At 51.5% G+C, this 24,014-nt stretch carries 24 protein-coding genes; 2 read left to right on the top strand and 22 right to left on the bottom strand.

The genetic code is table 11. The features are described from left to right. Positions 1-7: 7 nt before the first annotated feature. The 4 genes from plsX to IV40_RS00710 form a co-directional block, all read right to left on the bottom strand. Positions 8-1,024, bottom strand: coding sequence for a phosphate acyltransferase PlsX (plsX, locus tag IV40_RS00725; RefSeq protein ID WP_057768420.1), 1,017 nt, complete (start codon positions 1,022-1,024; stop codon positions 8-10). A 21-nt stretch (positions 1,025-1,045) separates the two neighbouring features. Then, a complete protein-coding gene (recG, locus tag IV40_RS00720; protein WP_057768417.1) occupies positions 1,046-3,091 on the bottom strand; it encodes an ATP-dependent DNA helicase RecG in 2,046 nt (681 codons plus the stop codon). 65 nt (positions 3,092-3,156) lie between these two features. After that, the gene (locus tag IV40_RS00715) at positions 3,157-4,830 is read right to left on the bottom strand and encodes a DAK2 domain-containing protein (protein WP_057768414.1); all 1,674 of its coding nucleotides are present in this window, start codon (positions 4,828-4,830) and stop codon (positions 3,157-3,159) included. A gap of 195 nt (positions 4,831-5,025) precedes the next feature. Continuing rightward, positions 5,026-5,391 (bottom strand): Asp23/Gls24 family envelope stress response protein, encoded by a 366-nt coding sequence (locus IV40_RS00710; protein ID WP_057768410.1) that lies wholly within the window; start codon positions 5,389-5,391, stop codon positions 5,026-5,028. Positions 5,392-5,633: 242 nt separating this feature from the next. Here IV40_RS00710 and rpmB point away from each other — a divergent pair, with 242 nt between their 5' ends. Beyond that, positions 5,634-5,819, top strand: a complete 186-nt coding sequence (rpmB, locus tag IV40_RS00705; RefSeq protein WP_057768407.1) for a 50S ribosomal protein L28 — start codon at positions 5,634-5,636, stop codon at positions 5,817-5,819. A 61-nt stretch (positions 5,820-5,880) separates the two neighbouring features. Here the strand turns inward: rpmB and IV40_RS00700 are convergent, their stop codons facing one another. From IV40_RS00700 to IV40_RS10870, 11 genes are all read right to left on the bottom strand, one after another. After that, a complete protein-coding gene (locus IV40_RS00700; RefSeq protein ID WP_057768404.1) occupies positions 5,881-6,564 on the bottom strand; it encodes a thiamine diphosphokinase in 684 nt (227 codons plus the stop codon). Then, entirely contained in the window at positions 6,551-7,216 is a 666-nt protein-coding gene (gene rpe, locus IV40_RS00695) for a ribulose-phosphate 3-epimerase (RefSeq protein WP_201782045.1), read from the bottom strand. The genes IV40_RS00700 and rpe overlap by 14 nt, the downstream gene beginning before the upstream one ends. 8 nt (positions 7,217-7,224) lie before the next feature. Then, positions 7,225-8,121, bottom strand: a complete 897-nt coding sequence (gene rsgA / locus IV40_RS00690) for a ribosome small subunit-dependent GTPase A (protein WP_057768398.1) — start codon at positions 8,119-8,121, stop codon at positions 7,225-7,227. A gap of 104 nt (positions 8,122-8,225) precedes the next feature. Beyond that, on the bottom strand, positions 8,226-10,139 hold the full coding sequence (gene pknB, locus IV40_RS00685) for a Stk1 family PASTA domain-containing Ser/Thr kinase (protein ID WP_057768395.1): 1,914 nt from the start codon (positions 10,137-10,139) through the stop codon (positions 8,226-8,228). Beyond that, complete coding sequence (locus tag IV40_RS00680) at positions 10,139-10,885, bottom strand: Stp1/IreP family PP2C-type Ser/Thr phosphatase (protein ID WP_057768807.1); 747 nt, start codon at positions 10,883-10,885, stop codon at positions 10,139-10,141. Before IV40_RS00680 ends, pknB begins: the two co-directional genes overlap by 1 nt. 16 nt (positions 10,886-10,901) lie before the next feature. Continuing rightward, positions 10,902-12,257 (bottom strand): 16S rRNA (cytosine(967)-C(5))-methyltransferase RsmB, encoded by a 1,356-nt coding sequence (rsmB, locus tag IV40_RS00675; protein ID WP_057768392.1) that lies wholly within the window; start codon positions 12,255-12,257, stop codon positions 10,902-10,904. After that, positions 12,238-13,203 (bottom strand): methionyl-tRNA formyltransferase, encoded by a 966-nt coding sequence (gene fmt, locus IV40_RS00670; RefSeq protein ID WP_057768389.1) that lies wholly within the window; start codon positions 13,201-13,203, stop codon positions 12,238-12,240. The genes rsmB and fmt overlap by 20 nt, the downstream gene beginning before the upstream one ends. A 23-nt stretch (positions 13,204-13,226) precedes the next feature. Next, entirely contained in the window at positions 13,227-15,641 is a 2,415-nt protein-coding gene (priA, locus tag IV40_RS00665; protein WP_057768386.1) for a primosomal protein N', read from the bottom strand. A 150-nt stretch (positions 15,642-15,791) separates the two neighbouring features. After that, positions 15,792-16,052 (bottom strand): DNA-directed RNA polymerase subunit omega, encoded by a 261-nt coding sequence (gene rpoZ, locus IV40_RS00660; protein WP_057768383.1) that lies wholly within the window; start codon positions 16,050-16,052, stop codon positions 15,792-15,794. Continuing rightward, on the bottom strand, positions 16,052-16,669 hold the full coding sequence (gmk, locus tag IV40_RS00655; protein WP_057768380.1) for a guanylate kinase: 618 nt from the start codon (positions 16,667-16,669) through the stop codon (positions 16,052-16,054). Before gmk ends, rpoZ begins: the two co-directional genes overlap by 1 nt. 81 nt (positions 16,670-16,750) lie before the next feature. After that, positions 16,751-16,969, bottom strand: a complete 219-nt coding sequence (locus IV40_RS10870; protein WP_057768806.1) for a YdbC family protein — start codon at positions 16,967-16,969, stop codon at positions 16,751-16,753. 134 nt (positions 16,970-17,103) lie between these two features. Here IV40_RS10870 and IV40_RS00645 point away from each other — a divergent pair, with 134 nt between their 5' ends. Then, positions 17,104-17,424: a hypothetical protein gene (locus IV40_RS00645; RefSeq protein ID WP_057768377.1), complete on the top strand. Its 321-nt coding sequence runs from the start codon at positions 17,104-17,106 to the stop codon at positions 17,422-17,424. A 69-nt stretch (positions 17,425-17,493) separates the two neighbouring features. Here the strand turns inward: IV40_RS00645 and recN are convergent, their stop codons facing one another. The 7 genes from recN to folD are packed head-to-tail and all read right to left on the bottom strand — an operon-like array spanning position 17,494 to position 23,879. Further along, entirely contained in the window at positions 17,494-19,215 is a 1,722-nt protein-coding gene (recN, locus tag IV40_RS00640) for a DNA repair protein RecN (RefSeq protein WP_057768375.1), read from the bottom strand. A 19-nt stretch (positions 19,216-19,234) separates the two neighbouring features. Then, on the bottom strand, positions 19,235-19,684 hold the full coding sequence (argR, locus tag IV40_RS00635; protein WP_057768373.1) for an arginine repressor: 450 nt from the start codon (positions 19,682-19,684) through the stop codon (positions 19,235-19,237). Between the two features lie 19 nt (positions 19,685-19,703). After that, positions 19,704-20,531, bottom strand: a complete 828-nt coding sequence (locus IV40_RS00630; RefSeq protein WP_057768370.1) for a TlyA family RNA methyltransferase — start codon at positions 20,529-20,531, stop codon at positions 19,704-19,706. After that, on the bottom strand, positions 20,528-21,454 hold the full coding sequence (locus IV40_RS00625; RefSeq protein WP_057768367.1) for a polyprenyl synthetase family protein: 927 nt from the start codon (positions 21,452-21,454) through the stop codon (positions 20,528-20,530). Before IV40_RS00625 ends, IV40_RS00630 begins: the two co-directional genes overlap by 4 nt. After that, complete coding sequence (locus IV40_RS00620) at positions 21,444-21,692, bottom strand: exodeoxyribonuclease VII small subunit (RefSeq protein WP_057768364.1); 249 nt, start codon at positions 21,690-21,692, stop codon at positions 21,444-21,446. The genes IV40_RS00625 and IV40_RS00620 overlap by 11 nt, the downstream gene beginning before the upstream one ends. After that, positions 21,689-23,032, bottom strand: coding sequence for an exodeoxyribonuclease VII large subunit (xseA, locus tag IV40_RS00615; RefSeq protein WP_057768361.1), 1,344 nt, complete (start codon positions 23,030-23,032; stop codon positions 21,689-21,691). The genes IV40_RS00620 and xseA overlap by 4 nt, the downstream gene beginning before the upstream one ends. After that, positions 23,025-23,879 (bottom strand): bifunctional methylenetetrahydrofolate dehydrogenase/methenyltetrahydrofolate cyclohydrolase FolD, encoded by an 855-nt coding sequence (gene folD, locus IV40_RS00610; protein ID WP_057768358.1) that lies wholly within the window; start codon positions 23,877-23,879, stop codon positions 23,025-23,027. Before folD ends, xseA begins: the two co-directional genes overlap by 8 nt. Positions 23,880-24,014 lie beyond the last annotated feature (135 nt).

The raw sequence follows: 24,014 nt of genomic DNA, 5'->3' as shown, positions 1-24,014 counted from the left end.
CCCTTTTTTAATCTTTCTTCTCTATTTTCGCTTGTTCTGAAAAATAAGCAACTACTTTTTGAATCGTTTGATTATGCAGCATTTCACGAATCTGCCGTACGGTGTAGTAGACCGCTTCAGAATCGGCCGCACCATGCGCCTTCACAATCGGTGCTTTTAAACCGAGCAGAACAGCGCCGCCATACGCAGACGTGTCAAACGTCGTCTTAAGGCCGCCCAAGCTCTGCTTGAGCAGTAAACCGCCTAATTTCTCCTTCACACCAGCATCCATGATTGAATGCTTGAGGAGATGCAATAACGTGTTAGCCGTCCCCTCAATTGCCTTCAAAGTCGCATTGCCGGTAAAACCATCGGTCACGACTACATCGGCCGGTCCGTTGAACAGATTGCTAGCTTCGACGTTGCCAACAAAATTGAGCGACTTATCGGCCGCAATCAATTTGAAGGCTTCCTGATGAAGATCATCGCCCTTATGCGGCTCAGTCCCATTATTGAGCAGTCCGATGCGGGGATGTTCAATGTGGCGGATATCATGGGCGTAGTAGCTGCCCATCAAGGCATACTGGTACAGCTGACTGGCCCGATTCTCGGCGTTGGCTCCGACATCAAGCATGTTGAAGCTGGAAATACCGCCGCCGACTGCCGGCAAAGTCGGCATCAAACCCGGCCGTTCGATCCCTTTAATGCGGCCGACGATGAATAATCCGGCGGCTAAGAGTGCACCAGTACTGCCTAATGAGAATAAGGCATCGGCATCACCGGATTTAACGGCATTAGCAGCGAGCACCATGGAGGCATCTTTTTTGCTGCGAATCGCTTTGACCGGCGATTCATTGCCGTCAATGACGACATCCGTCTGCACAATTGTGATGCGCTCGTCTTTCTTCAAATATTGGCGAATCTCTTGTTCACGGCCATATAAGGTGAATTCGAGGTCCGGATAAGCATCCCGAGCCCGTTCAACTCCTTCTACGATGACTTGGGGCGCATGATCGCCGCCCATTGCATCCACTGCGATTTTCATTTTGTTTCCTCATTTCTCTTTTTAATCAAAACTCGGCTGGCGCAGCTTCTGGACATCCAGATAGTGCGCCAACGGCCAGTGTTCCTGTTCACGAAGGTCGGGATCGGCCTCAAACAGCTTCTGCACTTCGAGCTGAGCAACTTGCAGGCTGTTGATGTCGGCCACCGGGTCACCGATTTTAAACGCCGGCAGCCCCGACTGCCGATCGCCGAAGACATCACCGGCACCCCGTAATTCTAAATCTTTTTGGGCCAAAGTGAAACCGCTTGTTGTCTCCGTCATAATCGTCATCCGTTCAATCGCCGTCTGATTCTTTGGATCGGCAATCAAAATGCAATACGCCTGTTCCTTGCCACGCCCGACCCGGCCCCGCAGCTGATGCAGCTGGGCGAGCCCGAACCGATCGGCATCGAAAATCAGCATCACATTGGCATTCGGGACATCGACGCCGACTTCGACAACGGTCGTCGCCACTAATAATTGGACGCGATCGGCGGCAAAATCGGCCATGATGGCATTCTTCTCGTCATCCTTCATCTGACCATGCAGCAGCGCCACTTTGAAGTCGTTGCCAAAGACGGCGTTCATCTGGTCGTAAATCTGTTCGGCTGTTTTCAGGTCGAGCGTCTCCGATTCGGCAATTAACGGCGTAATCACGAACACCTGCTGGCCGGCTTCGAGCTGCTGACGGACAAACTGCAGGGCATTCTGAACCTGATTGCTGCGAATCCACGTCGTTTGAATCGGCAAACGCCCCGCTGGCATCTCATCAATCGTCGAAACATCCATTTCACCATAGGCCGTAATCGCCAAGGTTCTGGGAATCGGCGTCGCTGTCATCGTCAGGATATCCGGCTTTTGGCCCTTTTCCCGTAAGATACGGCGCTGATTGACGCCAAAACGGTGCTGTTCATCAATAATGGCTAAACCGAGTCGTTTGAAATCGACATCCTCCTGAATCAAGGCATGGGTCCCGATGACGATGTTGGTCCGGCCGCTGCGCAAGTCAGCCAGCGCCTGCCGTTTATCTTGGGTCCGTAACGAGCCCGTCAGCAGGCTGACCGACACATGCAGGGGCGCAAATAATTTGGCCAGCTTGTTATAATGCTGTTCGGCTAAGATTTCGGTCGGCGCCATCAACGCCGCCTGATACCCTGCCGTCACAGTCGCAAACAGCGCAATTGCGGCCACAATTGTCTTCCCAGATCCGACATCCCCCTGCAGGAGACGGTTCATATGCTGCGGGCGCCGCATATCCCGGCAGATTTCATTGACGACCCGTTTCTGGGCATTCGTCAATTCGAACGGGAAAGTTTTAATAAACTTTTTCAAAGCATCATTATCATATTCAAGGGCGACTCCGTTTTCGGGCCGGTCATTCGAATTTTTGAGCGTCTGCAGGCGCAGCTGGAATAAAAAGAATTCTCTAAAAATGGCCGTCCGGCGGGCTGCTTGTGCTTCTTCGAGACTCTTGGGAAAATGCATGCCTTGGACCATTTCCTGTTCATTCATCAAACGGTAATGGCTGCGGACATTGCTGGGAACCAAATCGACCAGCAGTCCTTGGTAACGTTTATAGGCCTCCTGAATCAGTTTGACGAGTGTCCCCTGCCGAATCTTTTTACTGACGGAATAAATCGGTTCATACGATGGGTGGTCCTCATTCTGAACGGCGAGCACTTTCATTCCGGTCAAACTCTTGCGTTTCGCATCCCACTTGCCATAAACGGCGATTTCGGTGCCGGTCGTAAATTTATCTTTTAAATACGGCTGGTTGAAAAAAGTGACCCGAATCACGGCATGATTGATCAGCAGGCGGACATTGAGCCGGTTGCGGTGCGGTCCGAAACGGCTGATGACGGGATCAGCGACCACCACCCCCTTGAGGGTCACTTTTTCCTGGTCGGCGACGTCGGCAAGTTCTTTGACTTTCAAATCTTCATACCGAAACGGAAAATAGTAGAGTAAATCGGCAATCGTTTCGATGCCGAGTTCCTTGAGGGCCGTGACTCGTTTGGGGCCCACGCCGCTCAAAACGGTCACTGGATCTTGCAAATTAGGCTGCATGTGCCTGCTCCTTTCCACCTGTTGAAAAAGAGGCCCGCATCGCTGCCAGAGCCTCCTTTTAGTGCTTATTCAACCGAAATCAGATACGGATAAACGGGCTGGTCGCCTTCGTGAATCTCAACTTCAAGGTCCTCATCTGCTGCCATAACAGCGGCAGAAATCTGTTCGGCTTCGCTCTTCACACCGTCTTCACCGATCAAAATCGTGACGATTTCGCTGTCCTCATCAAGCATCGTCTTGACCATATCGATAGCTGCTTGCACACGGTCAGGTTCGCTGACCCGAATGTCACCGTCGACGATACCCATGTAGTCATTCTTTTGAATCGTCCGGCCGTTCAGCTGTGTATCCCGAACCGCACGTGTGACTTGACCACTGCGCACGGTTGCTAAAGCAGCCGTCATCTCATCCTTATTCGTCGCCAAGTCGCTCTCCGGATTAAACGACAGCAATGCCGTCATCCCTTGTGCCACCGAACGACTCGGCACAATTGCAACCGGCTGTTCGACCAAATCGGCCGCCTGTTCAGCCGCCAGCTGAATATTTTTGTTATTCGGCAGGACAATCAGCTGTTCAGCGTTGGCCTTCTGAATCGCATCGACAATGTCTTGTGTGCTGGGATTCATCGTCTGGCCGCCCTGAAGAATGTAGGTCGCCCCGAGACTCTTGTACAAGTCGGAGATGCCGTTCCCAGATGCGACGGCCACAATGCCATAGTGGGATGGTGCTTCAGGGACGCCCTTTTCTTCTTCGTCCCGTTCGATAATATTTTCATGCTGAACTCGCATGTTATCGATTTTGACTTTGACAAGCGAGCCATAATGCTGGCCGTAATCCCAGATTTTAGCAGGGTGTTCGGTATGGACATGAACCTTGATGATTTCATCATCGGCCACGACCAACAGCGAATCGCCTAAATCATTTAAATAATTGCGGAATTCGTCATAATCGAATTTACGGTCGCTAGTTGGGCCTTTGCCGATTTCAATCATCATTTCGGTACAGTAGCCATATTTGATGTCTTGAGTCGACAACTGGCTCTGGACGCTCTGATGATGGGCCGCATTGACCATTTCATCCATTTCGGTTTCATCGGGCTGGTAAACATCCTGGTCGGTCACATCGCCGCTCAGGCCTTCCAAGAAGCCTTCTTCAATGAAAACCAATCCTTGACCGCCAGAATCAACGACACCGACTTCTTTTAAGACCGGCAATTGATCTGGCGTTTTAGCCAGTGCCCGCCGTGCTCCTTTAGCAATGGCAGCCATGACTTCAACGGCATCATCCGTTTCATTGGCCTTGCGATTACCGGCTTTAGCAGCTTCACGGGCAACGGTCAAGATTGTCCCTTCAACCGGCTTCATGACTGCCTTATAAGCCGTTTCAACGCCATGCGTAAAGGCAGCCGCTAAATCTTGCGCTGTTAAACTCTTTTTATTTTCAGTACTTTTAGAAAACCCACGAAAAAGTTGGGAACTAATGACGCCCGAATTTCCCCGAGCACCCATCAATAAGCCTTTCGCAAGTGCCTTCGTTAATTCGCCGACACTATCCGATGTGGATTCATTGACTGCCTTGGCTCCACTTTGAAAAGTTAAATTCATATTGGTTCCCGTATCCCCATCTGGGACCGGAAAAACATTGAGGGAGTTGACAAATTCGGCATTTTTATTTAAGCGGTGCGCTGCAACGCGGACCATATCCTTAAAATTCGCAGCCGTAACCTCAGTAACTTTCACAATCGTTCCTCCTCGACGACCAAGCATCGAAAGACTGCTCGCCCGTCGTTTTATTTTTCATCAAGATTTGTCACGATAACTGACTTATTTTACTTCTTTCACCAGTTTTTGACAAACCAGACCCGATTCAGGTCCATCTGTGCCTATTAAAAAAGAGCGCACGGCACCGCCGAAGTGGCGCCACCCCGCCCTTTTCTAGTCTTCGCTGATGACACGGACTCCCTGAACAAAAACGTTCACAGAGTTGGCTGAAATCCCCAGCATTGTGTTCAAATTATATTTGACCTTATCCTGCACATTCCGGCAGACTTCTGAAATCTTGATACCGTAAGCGACGATAATGTAAACATCGACTGTGACGCCATTGTCTTCTTGCCGGACAACGACCCCACGACTGTAATTTTCACGCTTTAAAATATCGTTGAGATTGTCACGAATCTGGCTCTTGCTGGCCATGCCGACAATGCCGTAAATATCAGTTGCAGCACCGCCGACCACCGTTGCGATCACATTATTGGTGATATCAATATCCCCATATTTTGTTTTGATTTTGACTGCCATCAAACAGCCTCCTTACTGGAACTTCTTTCCTATTTTAGCATAGGTCGACAGGGAAGGAAAGGACCAGGTTTGTGCCTATTTGACAAGCTGTCAAGTAAAATTACTTTAAAGAAAATCTTGCTATCTGTCGGGATTTATGATAAATTGTTTAAGTGAATTATGAAAAGCTACGTCGTATTCGATCAAGCAGATTGTTTTAAAATGCGTTCGGTTGGCTTTTTAGTATAAAGGAGGAAAAAACTATGGCAAAAGATTTCATTACTGGCCGTAAAACACGTTTTGGCAACAAGCGTTCTCATGCCTTGAACTCTTCCCGTCGTTCTTGGAAGCCGAATCTTCAAAAAGTGCGCATTTTAGTTGACGGTAAGCCGAAGCGCGTTTGGGTTTCAGCTCGCGCTTTGAAGTCAGGTAAGGTTACGCGCGTTTAATTGAAATAAGTGTTTCATAAAAAAGAACACCAACAACTGTTGGTGTTCTTTTTTTGTGCCTTCAGACAGGCGCATCGGCTTTCTGGCCGTTCAGGTCGCTGCTTTGAATGACCGCCACCACCCCGCTGGTAAACGAGAAATGGCCGGTTGTGCCGATAAATTCGTTGCTGGCCCATGAAATCGGGTCGACCGAATCGGCCTGCTCGAGCCGGTATTTTTCGTCGGGCAAGGTCAAGCCGGTCACAGCAGTCAGCGGCACAAAAGCTAAATAACGTTTATCGGGTTCTTTTTGGATGACATGTGCGCCGGGCCGATAAAAACGAATCGAATTCTGCCGATCAAGCAGCATGACACGTTCGCAATACGGCTTAAAACGCGGTTCTAAGACCATGAACAAGTTCACGAGAAAATGATCCAGCCGGCCGCCAGTTGCGCCGTAAATCGCGACCTGATCGGCTTGCAAGTCAAACAAAGCCGTTTTTAGGCCCAATTCGGTGTCCGTATCATCTTTTTCAGGAATCGAATAACGAATGTCGGGCACCTTTTTTTCAAGCTGGTGCAGTTCGGTATGATGCAGCGAATCGAAATCGCCAATCGCAATTTGCGGAACAATCCCCATTTTGAGGAGCCGCAAACTGCCGCGATCGATTCCCAGCCAGCCGCCAGGAATCGCGGTCGGTGCCGTTTTCAGTTGTGCCGGCCATAATACTTCCGGTCCGCCGACAAGCAGGTTAATGCGTTGCATCGGCTGCTAAATCCCGTAAATGATTCATGCGTGCGACCGGATTATCGCTGTCGTAGACATATGAACCGGCCACAAAGACGTCAGCGCCGGCTTTGGCACAAGCTGCAATCGTCTGATCGTTAATGCCGCCGTCGACTTCAATCTTGAAATCCTGATTGTAATTCGTCTGCCGCAGCTGATCGAGCCGGGATACTTTTTTAAGCATCCCCTTCAGAAAGACTTGGCCGCCGAAGCCAGGATTGACGGTCATGACCAGGACCTGGTCGACAATTGGCAAGACATTGGTGATCAATTCAAGCGGCGTGCCCGGATTGATGACCACACCGGCTTCGAGTCCGGCATCCTTAATCATTTGGAGCGCCCGATAAATATGTGGTGTACTTTCAACATGGACCAAAATACGGTCGGCGCCCGCCTGCGCAAATGCTTTGATATATTGTTCAGGGGCATCGATCATCAAATGGCATTCCAATGGTAATTTCGTAATCGGACGCAATGCCGAAACGACCCCTGGTCCGAATGATAAATTAGGCACAAAATGGCCGTCCATGACATCGATATGCAATAAATCGGCGCCGCCTTTTTCGACCAGCTCGACGTCACGCTGCAAGTTGGCATAGTCCGCACTTAAAATAGAAGGTGCAATTTTGATCATTATGATCACTCCTTATGTGAATAAGTTGGTTTCTGCTGCATAATTTCGCCCCGAAACTGCAGATAATCCGTATAGCGGCTCTTGAGGATGCGGCCATCATCGACACGGCGCTTGACCTCGCAGTCAGGTTCTTTGACGTGCAGGCAGCTGCGGAATTTGCAGTACGGTGCGGCAGCCACAAAATCAGGAAAATCATTCGGTAATTCCGTCAACGGGATTTTGAGGATACTCAGCGACGAGAAACCGGGTGTATCGGCGACGAGTCCCCCAGCAAGCGGAATCAATTCGACGTGCCGGGTCGTATGCTTCCCACGATTCAAACTTTGTGAAATCGCCGCCGTCTTCAAATGCAGGTCCGGCGCAATATGATTGAGCAGCGTCGACTTGCCGGCACCAGACTGGCCGGTGAAAATCGTCAGTTGCTGCTTGAACGTCGCTTCGAGCTGTTCCAAACTGGCCTGGTCGAACACCTGCTCCGGCATCACAACCGGATAGCCGATCGAACGGTAATAATCGCTGATTGTCTTCAATTCGGCCAGCTGCTGTTCCGATGCCAAATCCGTTTTAGTCAAGTAAATAACCGCCTTGATTCCCTTGCTCTCAAGGTAAACGAGGAACCGGTCGAGCAGGTTCGCCGAAAACTGCGGTTCGACGCAGGAAGTCACGATGACGGCCTGGTCAACGTTGGCAACCGGCGGCCGGACGAGTTCGTTCTCACGGGGCAGGATATTTAATAAGTAGCCTTCCGTTTCACTGCTGCTCTCGAATTCGCCCCAATCGCCGACTAACGGCTTAATCCCCCGTTTGCGGAAATTGCCCCGCCCCCGTGTCCGGTAGACGTTCCCGTCGCTGGCTAAATCGTAAAAACCGCTGATGGCCCGAATGATTTGTCCTTTTTGCACAATGACACCTCTTTCAAATATAGTCTTGTGCCCATTATAGCACGTGTTTAAAAACAAAAGCATCCCCGTTCGATTGTGAACGGCGATGCTTATTTTGAAATGCTTTAATGACTGGATTCGGTTACTGCCGAGTTGCTAGATGCATTCGGAACCGCTTCAGACGCACTCGACTCGCTACTGCTGCTTGCCGCTGCTGGTTCGCTAGCAGCTGAACTCGAACTGGCCGTCGTCTGATCTTGTGCTGGTGTATCCGTTCCGCTGTTATCGCTGGCCGACTGGCTCGACGCCGCATCATCGGTCTGTTTTTTGCCTTTCGAAATGACAACCGACAATGAGTCGCCACGATGCATGACCGTTTCCGGCGTGACCGACTGACTGACGACTTGGTCTTTGGAAACCGTCTCCGAATTGGCTAGTGTAATCTGCAGATTCAGCCCTCGTTCTTCGGCGTAGTCTTGAACACTCTTTTGTGAATAACCGGACAAATCACGGAGTTTAAAGGAGGCTAAGCCCGAACTGACGACAAACGTGATGGTCGTTTCACTAGGAACGACTCGTTTGCCGCTGGCGATGCTCTGTGAAATAATGTCGCCGGTGCTAACTGTCTTCGACGTTTTTGTTTCCTTTTGAACAGTAAAGCCTTCTCGTTCCAGCTGCTTGCGGGTCTTCTTATAAACGGTGCCCCGCCAGTCCGCTAGTTTGATTTTCTTGGGACCCGTACTAATTACGAGCGCAATCGGCGTATTACGTGCCACCTTCTTGTTCAGCTTCGGTTTTGTTGCAATAATATGCTTTTCGTTGACCGTGTCGCTGCTGCGGTGCTGAATGGCACCCACTTTCAGCCCGGCATCCGCCAATACCGGCTCAGCTTGTTCCTTGGTCATTTCGGACAGGTCCGGAACAATGACCCGCTGCTGCTGCACAACAATCCAGCCGCCAATCACGCCAATCAGAACGATGGCCAGCACCCACAACCACCAGCGCCGGTGTTTGTGCGGCTGCTTCTGCGAGTCAGACTGGCGATCGGGCGTATTCTGCGGCGGATCGGGCGGCGTGGTGCCGCTGCTCGCTGCCGGACGCTTGATGGTCTGGGTCGGCTCATCTGTAGCAGCCACCAAATCGGGTTTGGAGAGCACTTTTGTCTCCTCCTCCATCTGGTGATTATCTTCCGGAATGAATTTCGGCTCGTCTTTCCGGACGGGCGATAACGATGTTTTGAGGTCAGCCGCCATATCTTCGACGGACGCATACCGTTCGGACGGCTGTTTGGCCGTTGCCCGGTAGACGACGTTTTCGAGCGCCTGTGGAATATTCGGGTCGTAATCCCGAACCGATGAAATCGTCGTTTGGAAATGCTGCAGGGCGATTGCCACCGCCGATTCGCCTTCAAACGGCACTTTACCCGTCAATAATTCATACAGGATAATCCCTAACGAATAGATATCGGAACGTTTGGTCGCCATCCCGCCGCGAGCTTGTTCCGGCGATAAATAGTGGACCGACCCGAGCATCGAGTTCGTCTGCGTCAAAGAATTTTCGCTCATCGCAATTGCAATGCCGAAATCGGTAATTTTGATGTGATGCTGGTCATCGATCAGAATATTCTGGGGCTTCAAATCACGGTGAATAATGCCGTGCTGATGGGCAACCGCCACCGCCGAGAGAATCTGTTCCATAATATCGATGACCCGTTCATACGGAATCGGAAAATGTTTGGCGATGTATTTCTTCAAATCGGTGCCATGGACATACTCCATGATGATGTATTGCATCCCGTCCTCTTCGCCGACATCATAAATCGAAACGATGTTGGGATGGACAAGTTCTGTTGTGGCTAATGCCTCCCGCTGAAAACGACGTTCGGTGGCCACATCGTTGCGGAGATCGAGCCGCAGCACTTTGACGGCAACCTGACGGTTCAGAATCAGGTCCTGGGCTAAGTAAACATTGGCCATGCCGCCTTCTCCCAGCATGCTGAGAATCCGGTAGCGGCCGTTAATGGTATATCCTTTTTCCATTAGTCATTCACCGCCTGTTGCGTCTCATGAATCAAAAGTGCCGTGATATTATCCAATCCCCCCGCTTGGTTGGCTACTTTGACAAGTGCCTTGCATTTTTCAGTAATATCTTCTGGCGACGCTAAAATCATGGCAATTTGACGGTCGGTCATCATGTTGGTCAGACCATCGGTGCACAATAACAGGAGGTCGTTTTCAGCCAGTTCGTAGATGGTCACATCGGCATCGACATCAGTTGAGATGCCGAGACTGCGGGTGATGATGTTCTTCTGCGGATGATTGCGAGCATCTTCCGGCGAGATTTCGCCCTGCTTGACCAATTCATTGACCAGTGAATGATCTTCGGTCAGCTGTTTCAGCCGGTCGGACCGGTACAAATAGGCCCGGCTATCCCCAATGTTGGCCACTACGAATTTATGGTCGACTAAGATGACAGCGACCATCGTCGTCCCCATTCCCATTAAATCAGCATATTCTTCAGAGGCATCGATAATCTGCTGGTTTTCATTCTGGAGCTCGACGACGAGCCATTTGATGAGTTCTTCGACATCGGTGCTGGTCGTCTGTTCGAAATGATACCCGATGTGCGAAACGGCCATTTCAGAGGCGACATCGCCGCCCCGATGACCGCCCATCCCATCGGCAACGATGGCAAAACGAGCCCCGCCTTTGTTGAGGAATGTGCCGACATAATCCTGATTACTTTCCCGTTTTTGTCCGACATCGGTTTGATACGCAATTTCTATCATATTTGATCCATCCTTAATCTGCGACTCGTTTCAACGTAGCAATAAAGAAGCCATCTGTGCCGTAATCGTCCGGCAGCAGCTGTACACTCGGCGATTGCCGATAAGCCTGTGTCAATGGAACGGGTGTCGCCACCGGCACCTGCTCGAAAGCGGGATGGCCGTTCAAAAAGTCAGCCACCACGTCGTCATTTTCTTCCTGAGTGAGTGTACAAGTGCTGTACGTCAGCAGGCCGCCGACTTTTAAGGTGGCGGCGGCACTGGTCAGAATCGCCAGCTGAATGTCATGCAAATGGTCGAAATCGGCCTGACTCTGATGATACTTGATTTCAGGCTTGCGGCGCATCAATCCCAGGCCGGAACATGGGGCATCGACCAAAATGCGGTCAAACTGGGTGTCTTTGAAAACGGTCTTGACGTCACGAGCATCCATCGCCTTCGTAATGATACGATCGGCAACATGGAGCCGGTCGGCGTTGGCTTCGATCAGCTTCAGTTTTTTGGCATGTAAATCCAGTGCCAGCACTTGGCCGCCCTGAGCCGGGTCAAGGTAAGTAGCGATATGCGTCGTCTTGCCGCCTGGAGCAGCGCAGGCATCGAGCACTTGGTCGCCGGGCTGAATCTGCAAGCTAGGGGCGACCAGCTGCGAACTTTCATCCTGCATCGTATACTGACCGGCTGCAAACTCTGGCGTACCGGCAAAATGACCGCCGTCCGCCACCAAACCGATGGGTGAAATGGCGCTCGTCGTTAGCGATTCATGGGCCGGCTGCAGTGCGGATAACACTTGGTCACGGTCTGTCACGACAGTGTTGACCCGCATGGCTGCACGTGGCGCCCGATCGATTGAAGCGAGCATGTGCGTTGTTTTGTCCATGCCGAACCGGCCGATAAACTTTTCGACCAGCCATTGCGGGACACTCGTGCGAACGCTGAGCGACTGAACCGGATTGGTAATTTTGCTGCCGTCCGGCACGCCTTGGCGTTCCAGCTGCCGCAGTATCCCGGTCACAAAGCCGGCCACGCCCTTGTGGCCCCGCTGTTTGGCGATTTCGGTGGCATCGTAAAAGATGGCCCGATTCGGAATCTTATCCAAGTAGACCATCTGGTAAATCGACAGCCGCAGCAGCTGCCGGACCCAGTCTTGAATCTTTTTTGGCTTTTTGGCAACTTGGTCAATCGCATAATCGAGCGTCAGGCGATGCTGAATCGTCCCGTAGATGATGTTCGTCAGCAGGGCTGCATCCCGACCGTCGAGCTGGTTGTGAGCGATGACATGGTCGAGTTCTAAATTCGAATAGCTGCCGCTTTTTTCAACTCGATCAAGCAAATCGAGCGCTAGTAAACGTGGATTAGTCTTGCTGAGGCGCATCGATCAAATGATCCCCTTCCTGAATGTGCTGGCCTTGGCCGTTTAAATAAGCCGCAATCGGCATTTTGGCCTTGCCGGCCGGCTGCAATTCCTGAATGGCGAGAACGGTGCCGGCGCCAGCTGCGACCCATAGCTTCTTCTTGGTCACGGCGACTACCGTTCCAGGGGCTAGTGCAGTTGTGGTCGCTGCCACTGGAGCAACTTGCCACAGTTTGGTCCGTTTGCCGTCTAAAATGGCATACGCAACGGGGTCGGGCCGAAATGCCCGAACTTGCTGGTCGATTTGAGTCGCCGTCTGGTCGATATTGATTTCTTCTTCTTCTGGTTTGATATTGTAGGCAAAGGTCACCTGTGCCTCATCTTGGGCAACGGATGGTGCTGTGCCCGCCACAATGGCCGGTAACGTCTCCATCAGCAGGTCGCGCCCGGCCAAACTTAATTTCTTAAAGAGGGATTCGTTATCATCTTCGGTCGTGATCGGCACTTTGACTTGGGCAATCATGTTGCCGGCGTCCATCTTTTTGACCATGTACATGATGGTGTCGCCGGTTTCGGCGTCCCCCTTCCAGATTGAATACTGAACGGGTGCGCCGCCCCGATATTTCGGCAGTAAGGACCCATGGACGTTGATGGCGGCAATTCGAGCGGCCTGCAACAATTTAGTCGGCAAAAATTGACCGAAGGCGGCCGTAATGAAGAGATCCGGCGCCATCGCAATCATTTCCTGCATTTCGGGACTGCCGCTCAGCTTCTGCGGCTGAAAGACTTTGAGACCCTGTTCGTCCGCATACTGCTTGACGGGCGATTGGCTCAGTTTCTGCTTGCGGCCGACTTTGCGGTCGGGCTGGGTCACAACGGCCTCGACCTGGTAATCAGGCGATTCGTTGAGGGCGGTCAGAATCGGGACGGAAAATTGCGGTGTTCCCATAAAAATAATTGATGTCATCACGGATAACTTCCTTTCGGTGTCTACGTAAATTGCTGCGGCTCATGGTCGATCACGATTTGGAAGCCGTGACGCGTTTCGGTTTGAGTCGTTTCCAAAATTTCTTCGAGTTTGGCATGCAAGCGTGGTTCATGCTTGTATTTAATCACAATCTGATAATAGTACTTTTTATTGATACGGGCGATCGAACGTGGGGTCGGCCCTAAAATAATCGCTTGGTCGCTTAAAATCGGCTTGATGCGATTGGCAATTTCAAACATCATTTTAGCGGCCTGGCCTTCGTCTTCATGGCTGACTTGGACTAAATCGCTGTAATAATACGGCGAATAGTTGCCCCGATGCCGAATCTGCATCTCATGGCGGTAAAAGCCTTCGTAATCCTGACGTTGGGCGAATTGAATCGCATAGTGCTCCGGATTGAACGTCTGAATGATGACTTTGCCTTCCTTATTCGCTCGTCCGGCCCGGCCGCTGACTTGGGTCAGCAGCTGAAACGTGCGTTCACTGGCTCTGAAGTCGGGCAGTCCTAAAGCAGTGTCGGCATTGATGACACCGACCAAGGTCACATCGGGAAAATCGAGGCCCTTCGCAATCATCTGGGTCCCCAGCAGAATGTCCGCTTCTTTGCTGCCGAATTGCTGGAGGATGCGTTCATGAGCGCCCTTCTTACGGGTCGTATCGACATCCATCCGCAAAATACGGGCTTCAGGCAATAATTCCTGGAGTTCTTTTTCAACTTTTTCAGTCCCAGTTCCATAGTAACGAATCTTGTGGCTGTGACAGTTGGGACAAATCTGCGGAATCGGCTCTTCGTGGCCGCAGTAATGGCAACGCATCGAGTGCGTGTCCATATGTAGCGTCAGACTAATATCGCAGTTCGGACATTTCAGGACAAACCCGCAATCCCGGCACATCACAAATGACGAAAAGCCCCGCCGGTTCAGCATCAGAACGCTCTGTTCATGCTTGATGAGCCGACCTTGCAAGGCCGTCAGTAATTGCGGCGAAAAATTGCCGTTTTTATTTTTGCGCAGGGCAGCCTTCATATCAATCAAAGTTACCTGCGGCAGCGGCTGGCCGTTGATGCGTTCCGGCAGGCGCAGGAGCTGGTAAACACCTTTTTGCGCCCGAGCTCGTGACTCCAGCGAAGGCGTCGCACTCCCCAATAAGACGGGACAATGGTTGTACTGGCCCCGCCAAATAGCCACATCACGGGCATGGTAACGGGGCGATTCATCCTGCTTGTAACTGGACTCATGCTCCTCATCCATGATGAGGACACCCAGATTTTCTAGCGGTGCAAACACCGCCGAACGCGCTCCGACAACCACTTTGGCTTCGTGCCGTTCGATGCGGCGCCATTCATCGTATTTTTCACCTTCGGACAAGCCGCTGTGCAGGACGGCGACTAAATCGCCGAACCGTCCTTTGACCCGGTTGACCATCTGCGGCGTCAAGGCAATTTCCGGCACCAGCATCAGCGCCGTTTTGCCATGCGCCAGTGCTGCCGCCATAATCTGCAGATAGACTTCGGTCTTGCCGCTGCCGGTCACACCTTCGAGCAGGAAGGTCCGGTCCGACCCGTTTTTCGAAGCTGCCACGACCGCATCGACGGCCGTTTTCTGGTCGGCCGTCAACTGCAAGGGCTGAGTCTGTTCAATCTGCGTATCGCGAGTCGGATCACGGTAAACCTCCTGCTGACTCAATTCGAGCCAGCCTTTTTTAGCACCGGCCGTAAAAATGGCCCGGCTCAGTTTGGTTTCATCTTCAGCCTGCTTTAACGGCACCGTTTCTGGATGCCGTTCCAAATACGCCAGCAGTTCGAACTGCTTGGCGGCATTCTTACGCAAGGCAGCGCTGGCGGCGGCAAAAGCAGCCCGATTCTTGAGAACGGTCGTTACCATCGTCTGTGTCTTGACGCGGGCGCGATTTTTGACGTGATAGACGGTTTCGAGCTGACCGGCCTGCTGCAGTTTGCTTAACGTCCGCAAAGTCTGGTCGGATAAATCCTCACTGTATAACAATTCGGCCTGATTATGAAAAATTTCGGTGCGGATTTGTTCCGGAATTGTGCCCTGAATGCGAAATGCTTTTTCGTACTTGGCCCGCATCACGTTCGGCAGCATCGTCTGCATACAGCTAATCCAGAAGGAATAAGTCGTGTCGGCCATCCATTTGGACAGCTGCAGGAGTTCGGTGTTGAGTGCCGGTCGCAAGTCGACGAGTGTGTCGATGGCTTTCAGGTCGCCGTCATAATGCTGCTGGGTCGTCAGTGCGGTCACAAAACCCTGCACCCGGCGCCCGCCTTTGCCAAAGGGCACGACGACACGCATTCCGGGCAGGATTGTGTCGGTTAAGGCCGCAGGAATCGCATAATCATACGGCCGGTTGGTTTGCAAGGTCGGTACATCGACCACGACTTGTGCAAATTTTGTCACGCTGCGAATCCCCCTTTTCCGTTCGTTCAATTAACTCTAGTTTACCAAATTCAATGCGTGCGATAAAGGAACAGTTCGCACGCCTTCAAACGGCAAAAAAAGGCTGGCCAAAACAAAACGTTTTGCGCCAGCCTCCTATTGTTCGAAGGACTACTTGTCTTCTTCGTGTTTTTCTTCGTTGTCGATCCGTTCGGCATCTTTTTCAAGCATCATTGAATCTGGGTCGATAATGATATCGCCGGCTGCGATCTCTTCAAGCGCCTGGCCGAGCGGCTTCGGTGATTTGTATTCACTGAGCATTTTAACATCACCGGCCTCGATTTGATGTGCGCGTTTGCTGGCTAAGACAGCTAACGAGTAACGTGAATCCACACGGTCTAACAATTTATCAATAGATGGATAAACAATCATTATTTCACAGCTCCAATCATCTTTTCGTAACGATCCAAAACACGGTCGACTCGTAAATGTTCACTTTCGATAATCTTTTCGATCCGCTGAACGGCCAAATCGACCTGATCATTCACAACAGCATAATCATAGTGCGCCATCATTTTAATCTCGGCCGCTGCCTTGTCCATCCGTTTATCGATCGTAGCTTCATCGTCGGTGCCCCGTTTTTCGATTCGTTGCCGCAATTCGCCCAAATCAGGCGGCGTCAGGAAGATAAAGACACCATCCGGACATTTTTCCCGCACCTGACGAGCACCGTTCACTTCGATTTCAAGCAAGACGTCACGCCCCTCATCGAGGGTCTGATTGACATACTTCAACGGCGTCCCGTAATAATTGTCGACATACCGGGCGTATTCAAGCATCTGGTCGTTTTTAATGTTGTCTTCGAATTCTGCTTTGGAGACAAAGTAATAATCGCGACCGTTGACTTCGCCGGGACGCGGCTTCCGTGTCGTCATCGAAACCGAATACTGAAAATCTCGGAATTCATCCTCCAACATTGCCTGCCGCACTGTACCCTTACCGACACCTGACGGCCCCGATAGGACAATTAACATTCCCCGTTCTGTCATCTTTCACGTAACCTCTTCCTGAAATAAGTTTACCTATCATTATGCTTCTTTTTCATAAAAATTTCAAGAGGCATTCGCAGGTTACATACTCGTCAAAATGTCCTTCAGGGCCGCCAGCTCTTCATTCGTCAGCGTAATACCCTTGCCCATTTTTTCATGGTCAGGTGCCCAGACTCTCAAATCAAATTTCGGCGCCTGGCCGTTCCAGGAAATCAGGTTTAATTCCTTCGTCCACCCTTTGGCATTAGTCGATAATGTGCCGATATGGGTTTCGATTTCATATTTAATTTCTTTTGCGATGCTAATCTGCCTCCTCACTTGCTTCGTCCTCACTTTAGCATGCTTTGGGTCAGAAGTCAGCAAATTTCTCCTTGCATTTTCGAACGTCTGTTCGTATAATGAAAGTACAAACAAGCGTTCGGAGGTGCTCTTAGATGGATCGCAAATCAAACACATTAAAAAAATTCAGTCAGCAAGTCATCGCGGGTTATCAGCATTTCTTCGACCTCGAACAACCCACGACGCCGCTTCCGCAGATGAAATACGACCAGTTAAAATTATTCTTACAACAAAGTCTCAACCGGCACTATCGGGTGCGCATCTACTTCAACCATCATGCGCTCGAAGATGTCACTTTGCAAGGACAGCTGACGCATCGGCTCGATGACCAGCGCTACCTCCTCCAAAACGAAGCGACAAACGTCGTCGGCATCGTTGACATGCGTCAAATCCGTTACATTCAGAAAATTGATTAGGATTACATAATCAAAAACCGCCGTTAATGCTAAAAAGCATTGACGACGGTTTTTTTGTGCACAGACGCTTTATTCCCCACTGGGATGTTCGGTATAAATCTGCTTGCGGGTCTGCTGCGCCATGCGCAATAATTCTTCGGCATGCTCGGTCGTCAGCTGGGTTACGGCGGTGCCGGCCAGCATTTTAGCCAAGGCAGCCACCCGTTTCTGGCCGGTAATCTTTTCAACGGTCGTCGTCGTCCGTTTGTGCTGAACCTTCTTTTCAATCCAGTACTGGTGGTCGCTCATCGCTGCCACCTGCGGCAAATGGGTGATGCACAGGACCTGCGAGTTTTTGGCAATCAAACTGATTTTATTGGCGATGGCCTGCGCAACCCGGCCGCTGACGCCGGTATCGACTTCATCGAAAATAATACTGGTGACGCCTTGGGATTCGGAAAAAATGGTTTTAAGCGCCAGCATCATGCGGGACAGTTCCCCGCCGGATGCGACTTTCGCTAATGGCAAGAACCGTTCGCCGGGGTTGGTCTGAACGTAAAACTCGACATTATCCAAACCAGTCGCATAAAAGTGCGGCGGATGAGTCGGCTTGGCAAACCGGACTTCGAAGACGGTCTTGCCCATGTAGAGTTCGGTCAGCTGCTGATGAATCGCCTTTTCGAGACGTTTGGCGGCTTTTTGGCGGGCGGCCGTTAACTGGGTTCCGACTTGAGTCAGCTGCTTGGTCAGTTGCTGAAGCTGTTCTTCGAGGGCATCTTCGCTCTCGTCGGTCGCTTCCATCTGGCCCAATTCCTGCTTGACCTTGGCACCGTAAGCAATCACGTCTTCGACCGAATCGCCGTACTTCCGTTTCAGTTCGGTCAGGACTTCGAGCCGTTTTTCGATTTCATCGAGCCGGCCTTCATCCCATTCCAACCCATCGAGCTGGTGCGATAAATCGCTGCCGCTGTCCTGAAGGGCATAATAAGCGTTGGCAATGTTAGTCGCAATCTCCTTGTATTCAGGCGCAAAATCGGCGATGCCCTGCATATTATTCATCGCTACGGCAATCTGGTCGAGAGCCTGGTTCTCATCGCCGGCTAACGCCGAATAGCTTTCCTGCAAAGCTTCGGCAATCTTCTGATAATTGCTGAGCCGGTCCCGTTCTTCGCTCAGCTGCGCCTCTTCATGCGGCTGCAGCTGGGCCGCTTCAATCTCGCTCGACTGATAACGGAGCATATCGAGCCGTTGCGCCCATTCCTGCTCGTTCTGCTGCTTCTTCTGAACATTTTTCTGGACCCGCTGATATTCGGCGTACAGTTTGTCATACTGGCTCCGGATTTTGGCAACAGATTGGCCGGCAAATTGGTCTAACAGCCCGAGATGTTTTTCGGGGTGCATCAATTCCTGATGTTCGTTCTGACCATGAATATCGACTAATGATTCGCCGATTTCCCGCAGCGTCGCCGTGTTGACCATTCGGCCGTTGACCCGGCAAATATTGCGGCCGGACTGATAGAGGTCACGCTGCAGCAGAATGGTGTCGTCTTCGTGGTCGATGCCGTATTTTTCCAGAATCGTCCAGACCCGATTTTCGCTGGGCACGACAAACAGCCCTTCCAAGGTCGCTTTTTTAGCGCCAGTCCGAATGAAATCACTCGAACCACGGCCGCCTGCCAATAGACCGACGGCATCGATAATAATCGATTTACCGGCCCCAGTTTCCCCAGACAGCACCGTCATGCCATTTTCAAATGCCATCTCGAGCTGTTCGATGATTGCAAAGTTATGAATTGCTAATTCTTGTAACACAACAACGCCCCTTTTACCATTAAATCAATTTCTGCAGCCGCTGCATCAGCCGTGAGGCGGCCTCAGCGGACCGGGCAATCATCAGCACCGTGTCGTCATCGCCAATCGTCCCGAACAATTCCGGATAGTGAATCTGGTCGATGAAGGAAGCCGTCGCTGGCCCATTGCCTGGCAGGGTCTTCAGCAGCAAGAGCTCATTCTGCTGGCTAAGACTGACATAAGCGTCGGCCAAAACTTGTTTGAGGCGCTGTTCGTGGTCCTTATTCTCCGTGTCCGGCAGGCTGTAGCGATAACCGCCGTCGTCGGCCGGCACTTTGACGAGGTGCATCTCACGGATGTCGCGTGACACCGTCGCCTGCGTCACAGCCACCCCTTCTTTTTTCAGACCGGCGACGAAATCAGATTGCTTTTTAATCGAATGGTGCAGCAGCATCGTCCGAATCAGTTGCTGGCGTTCACTTTTGCGCATCTTCTCGTCTCCAATCTGCTTATTTCTGCTTCTTATTCAAGTTGGCGTAGGCCGCCGCCATCACACCGTCAACGCTGACATCGGGACTGATGACACCCTGTTCGTGGCCATTATTGCCCAGGTGGATTAAAAATTCGATGTTGCCTTCTCCGCCTTTGATCGGTGAATAGCTGAGCCCCAGCACATCCAGTCCAATTGACTGGCTGAAGTCGACGATATCCGTCAGCACAGCTTTATGAACGGCCGGGTCACGGACGATGCCGTGTTTGCCGACGTTTTCGGGACCGGCTTCAAACTGCGGCTTAATTAAAGCAACTGCATCAGCGCCTGGTTTGATGATGTCTTTCATCGGCGGCAAAATCAGATGCAGCGAAATAAACGAAACATCGGTCATCGCAAAGTCCGGCCGCCCCAGTTTGAAGTCGTCCAACTTGCTGTACCGGAAATTGACCCGTTCCATCACTTCAACTCGGGGGTCTTCCCGTAGTTTCCAAGCCAGCTGATTGTAGCCGACATCGAGGGCATAGCTCATTTTGGCGCCGTTTTGGAGGGCGACATCGGTGAACCCGCCGGTGGAAGCCCCAATATCGAGCACAATTTTATCCTTCAAATCAATATCGAACACCTTGAGGGCCTTAGCGAGTTTAAACCCGCCCCGGCTGACATAGGGCATCTTTTTGCCCTTCGTATGCAGTTCCTTGGTGGCATCAATTTTCTCGCCCGGTTTATCTAAACGTTCATCGTTATTATCATATAATTCACCGGCCATAATCGCCCGTTTGGCTTGTTCCCGTGACGCAAACAAACCTTGCTGAACGGCCATGACATCGACTCGTTCTTTTTTCATTGCCGCTGCTCCTTTAAAGTTTCTAAATGGTCCGTATCAAAATAATCAAGGAAACTCTGCAGCAAAGTCACATCGCCCAATGATTGGACTGCCGCCAGCGCATCGTTCGCATCAGCGACTAACTGGTTGATGCGCTCGATTGAGGCATCGATGCCGATTAGGCTTGGGAACGTGTTTTTGTGTGCTTCGGTATCGTTGCCGACTGGTTTGCCCGTTTCGGCTTCAGTACCCAGCACATCCATCAAATCATCCTGAATCTGGAAGGCCAGCCCAAAATCGCTGGCATAGCGTTTCAAAACGTCCTGCTGGGCCTTCGTTAAATCAGTCATGACGGTGCCCATCCAGACCGCCGCTTCAATCATCGCACCGGTTTTGTGCCGGTGCAAAGTCGTCAGGTGGTCCAGGTCGAGCTTCTTTTGTTCGCCTTCGATATCTTCGACTTGACCGGCAACCATATTGGCCGGACCGGCTGCCCGGCTCAAAATACCGACCTGCTGAATCCGTTGTTCAGCCGTTAAATCCGTATTTTCAGCGAGCCATTGGAAAGCTAAGGTCAGCAGCCCGTCGCCGGCTAAAATCGCATGGGCTTCGCCGAACACCTTGTGGTTCGTTGGTTCGCCTCGCCGTAAATCGCTATTGTCCATTGCCGGCAAATCGTCATGAATCAACGAATACGTGTGAACCAGTTCGATGGCACCGGCCGCACCGAACCCCTGTGCCAATGGGGCATCGCTGAACGTGCCCATCGTTGCCAGGACCAATAGTGGCCGCAGACGTTTGCCGCCTGCGTCGACCGAATATTTCATCGCATCCCGCAGATTAGGGCCGACGATATCCTTGTCGAGCCGTTCATCCAGATACTGATTCAGATGCGGCAGAACGTGTTGCGCAAACTGCCGATAATCCTGCTGCTCAATCGTCATCCTCGTCCTCCTTAGCATCTGCGTCCGTTTCAAACGGCTCTTCCTGGCCATTATCGGCCATCACTTTCGTCAAGGTCGTTTCGGCATGGGTCAGCGTCGTCTCGAGTTTTTTACTGAGGGCGATGCCTTTTTGAAACTGATCGAGCGCCTTTTCCAGCGGGACGTCGCCTTTTTCAAGCCCGTCGACGATTTGTTCCAGCTGGGTCAAATTTTCTTCAAATGTTGGTTCTGCCATCATGATTGCTCCTTTTTTGCATCGATCACCTGCGCCCGCACTTGGCCGTCAGCAACATGGATCGTAATCTGTTCGTGTGGTTGGTACTGGGCGACAGTTTTCAGCATCTCGCCCTGATCGTTGGTCGTGTACGTATAGCCCCGGCCGAGAATCTTCAGCGGACTCAAGTATTGCAGCGCCTGAATCTGCTGCGTAGCGGCTTGCCGTTTCTGGTTCATCGTCTGAACAACGGCCCGCTGCAATCGCTGCTGCAACTGTGCCAGTTCGTGCTGTGACTGCTGCACCCGTTGCAGGGGGGAATTGTCCGATAACTTCTGCTGTTCGAACACAAACTGCTGCCGTTTCGTCTGAACTTGTTTTTGAATCGCTAAGTTCAGCTGATGGTCCAATGTATCGACACGCTGGACATACGAATCGTAGAGGCGTTCCGGCTGCATCAGAACGGGACTTTCCCGTAATTTCTTATACTGAGCTCTGGCCCGTCCGACGGTGCGTGAAAAAGCCTGCAGCAGCCGAATCTGGAGGCTCTGAATCTTGGCAACTTCCTCCGTCAGCACCGGCGTAGCGGCTTCAGCAGCAGCCGTCGGGGTCGCCACCCGGACATCGGCGACATAATCGGCGATGGTCGTATCGGTTTCGTGCCCGACCGATGAAATCACCGGAATCCGGCTGGCATAAATCGCTCTGGCGACACTCTCTTCGTTAAAGGGCCATAAATCTTCAATCGAACCGCCGCCCCGGCCGATAATAATCGTATCGAAATCGGTACGGTTGTTGACTTCCTGCAGCCGTTTGACCAGACTGGGAGCAGCCGTTTCACCCTGCACGACGGCGGGAAATAAAACGAGCTGCACGATTGGATAGCGTTTGCGGACCGTGGTCATAATATCATGGATGACCGCCCCGCTTGGACTCGTAATCACCGCAATCTGCTTGGGAAACTTCGGAATTGGCCGCTGCTTTTCAAATAAACCTTCCGCCGCCAATTTTTTCTTGAGTGCTTCATACTGCTGATACAGGTCGCCGATACCGGCCAGCGACATCGTGTCGAGCACCATCTGGTAGTTGCCGGTCCGTTCATAGACACTGATGCGGCCGGAAACAATCACTTTGTCGCCTGTTTTCGGTTCGAAATTGATTTTTGCAAACTGCCGCTCGAACATGACGACATCCACTTTGGCATTTTCATCTTTTAAACTAAAGTACTGATGTCTGGGACGTAACCGGAAATTCGAGATTTCCCCGACGAGGTAGACTTTACCTAAGTACGGGTCGGCGTCGAATTTGCGTTTGATATATTTGGTCAGGGCACTGACCGTTAAGTATTGTTCTTGTTCACTCACGCTGCGCACGTCCTTTGGCTAATTGAATCGTTTGGTTCATCAACATGGTGATTGTCATCGGGCCGACGCCACCGGGAACGGGTGTAATCGCACTGGCCACATCCTTGACATGCTCAAAGTCGACATCGCCGGTTAATTTGCCATCCGGCAGCCGGTCCATGCCGACATCGACAACGACGGCACCTGGTTTGACATCGTCAGCGGTAATGAAATGCGCCACGCCGCAAGCGGCAACGATTAAATCCGACCGCCGGGCAATGGCTTTCACATCGTTGGTTTTCGTATGGGCAATCGTCACCGTCGCATCGGCATTGACCAAAAGTCCTGCCATCGGACGGCCGACAATGGTACTGCGGCCGATTACCAGTGCATCCATGCCGGCAACATCGATTCCGTTGGCCGCCAATAATTTCATGATGCCCAGCGGCGTGCAGGCAATCACATCGGGCCGTCCGGACCACAGTTTGCCCATGTTGACCGGACTGAATCCGTCGACATCCTTGTGCGGATCAATCGCCAGCAGCACATGCCAAGGGTCAATCTGAGCCGGCAAAGGTAGTTGGACCAGGATACCATCAATTTCCGGGTCCCGATTATACTGGTCAATCAGCTGCAAAAGTTCCGTTTCGGTTGTTGTGACCGGCAGTTCTTCAATCACTGACCGGATACCCAGCTTTTCGGCCCGCCGCTTTTTATTGCGGACATAAATATGACTGGCCGCATCATCCCCGACCAAAATCACAGCCAGACCAGGAATGATTCCTTGGGTCGCTAAGGCCGCGACGTCCTGTTTCATTTGGACATTCATTTTTTGTGAAAGTTTCTTGCCATCAAGCAGTTTTACCACCGGGCATCCCTCCGTTTTTAGATTCGATAGCTATATTCTACCATATTAAAGAGCGTGACGAAGGGTGTTTAGAAAGTGAGGATTGCTGATGACCAACTAGCTTACAATTACGCCAAACATTAAAAAAGCCACGAC

Source organism: Lactobacillus selangorensis (assembly GCF_001437205.1).
In the GTDB taxonomy this organism is placed as follows: Bacteria; Bacillota; Bacilli; order Lactobacillales; family Lactobacillaceae; genus Paralactobacillus; species Paralactobacillus selangorensis.
This window is presented reverse-complemented; position numbering and strand designations above follow the sequence as displayed.

Bases quoted from the DNA above. Each gene is read 5' to 3' on its own strand.
- gmk (WP_057768380.1), bottom strand. From the start codon at position 16,669: ATGACAGAACGGGGAATGTTAATTGTCCTATCGGGGCCGTCAGGTGTC.
- recG (WP_057768417.1), bottom strand. From the start codon at position 3,091: ATGCAGCCTAATTTGCAAGATCCAGTGACCGTTTTGAGCGGCGTGGGC.
- rpmB (WP_057768407.1), top strand. From the start codon at position 5,634: ATGGCAAAAGATTTCATTACTGGCCGTAAAACACGTTTTGGCAACAAG.
- rsmB (WP_057768392.1), bottom strand. From the start codon at position 12,257: ATGCGCCTCAGCAAGACTAATCCACGTTTACTAGCGCTCGATTTGCTT.
- rpoZ (WP_057768383.1), bottom strand. From the start codon at position 16,052: ATGATTGTTTATCCATCTATTGATAAATTGTTAGACCGTGTGGATTCA.
- IV40_RS00620 (WP_057768364.1), bottom strand. From the start codon at position 21,692: ATGATGGCAGAACCAACATTTGAAGAAAATTTGACCCAGCTGGAACAA.
- plsX (WP_057768420.1), bottom strand. From the start codon at position 1,024: ATGAAAATCGCAGTGGATGCAATGGGCGGCGATCATGCGCCCCAAGTC.
- IV40_RS00645 (WP_057768377.1), top strand. From the start codon at position 17,104: ATGGATCGCAAATCAAACACATTAAAAAAATTCAGTCAGCAAGTCATC.
- pknB (WP_057768395.1), bottom strand. From the start codon at position 10,139: ATGGAAAAAGGATATACCATTAACGGCCGCTACCGGATTCTCAGCATG.
- IV40_RS00710 (WP_057768410.1), bottom strand. From the start codon at position 5,391: ATGGCAGTCAAAATCAAAACAAAATATGGGGATATTGATATCACCAAT.
- IV40_RS00700 (WP_057768404.1), bottom strand. From the start codon at position 6,564: ATGCAACGCATTAACCTGCTTGTCGGCGGACCGGAAGTATTATGGCCG.
- IV40_RS00625 (WP_057768367.1), bottom strand. From the start codon at position 21,454: ATGACGATTGAGCAGCAGGATTATCGGCAGTTTGCGCAACACGTTCTG.
- fmt (WP_057768389.1), bottom strand. From the start codon at position 13,203: ATGACATCAATTATTTTTATGGGAACACCGCAATTTTCCGTCCCGATT.
- argR (WP_057768373.1), bottom strand. From the start codon at position 19,684: ATGCGCAAAAGTGAACGCCAGCAACTGATTCGGACGATGCTGCTGCAC.
- IV40_RS00630 (WP_057768370.1), bottom strand. From the start codon at position 20,531: ATGAAAAAAGAACGAGTCGATGTCATGGCCGTTCAGCAAGGTTTGTTT.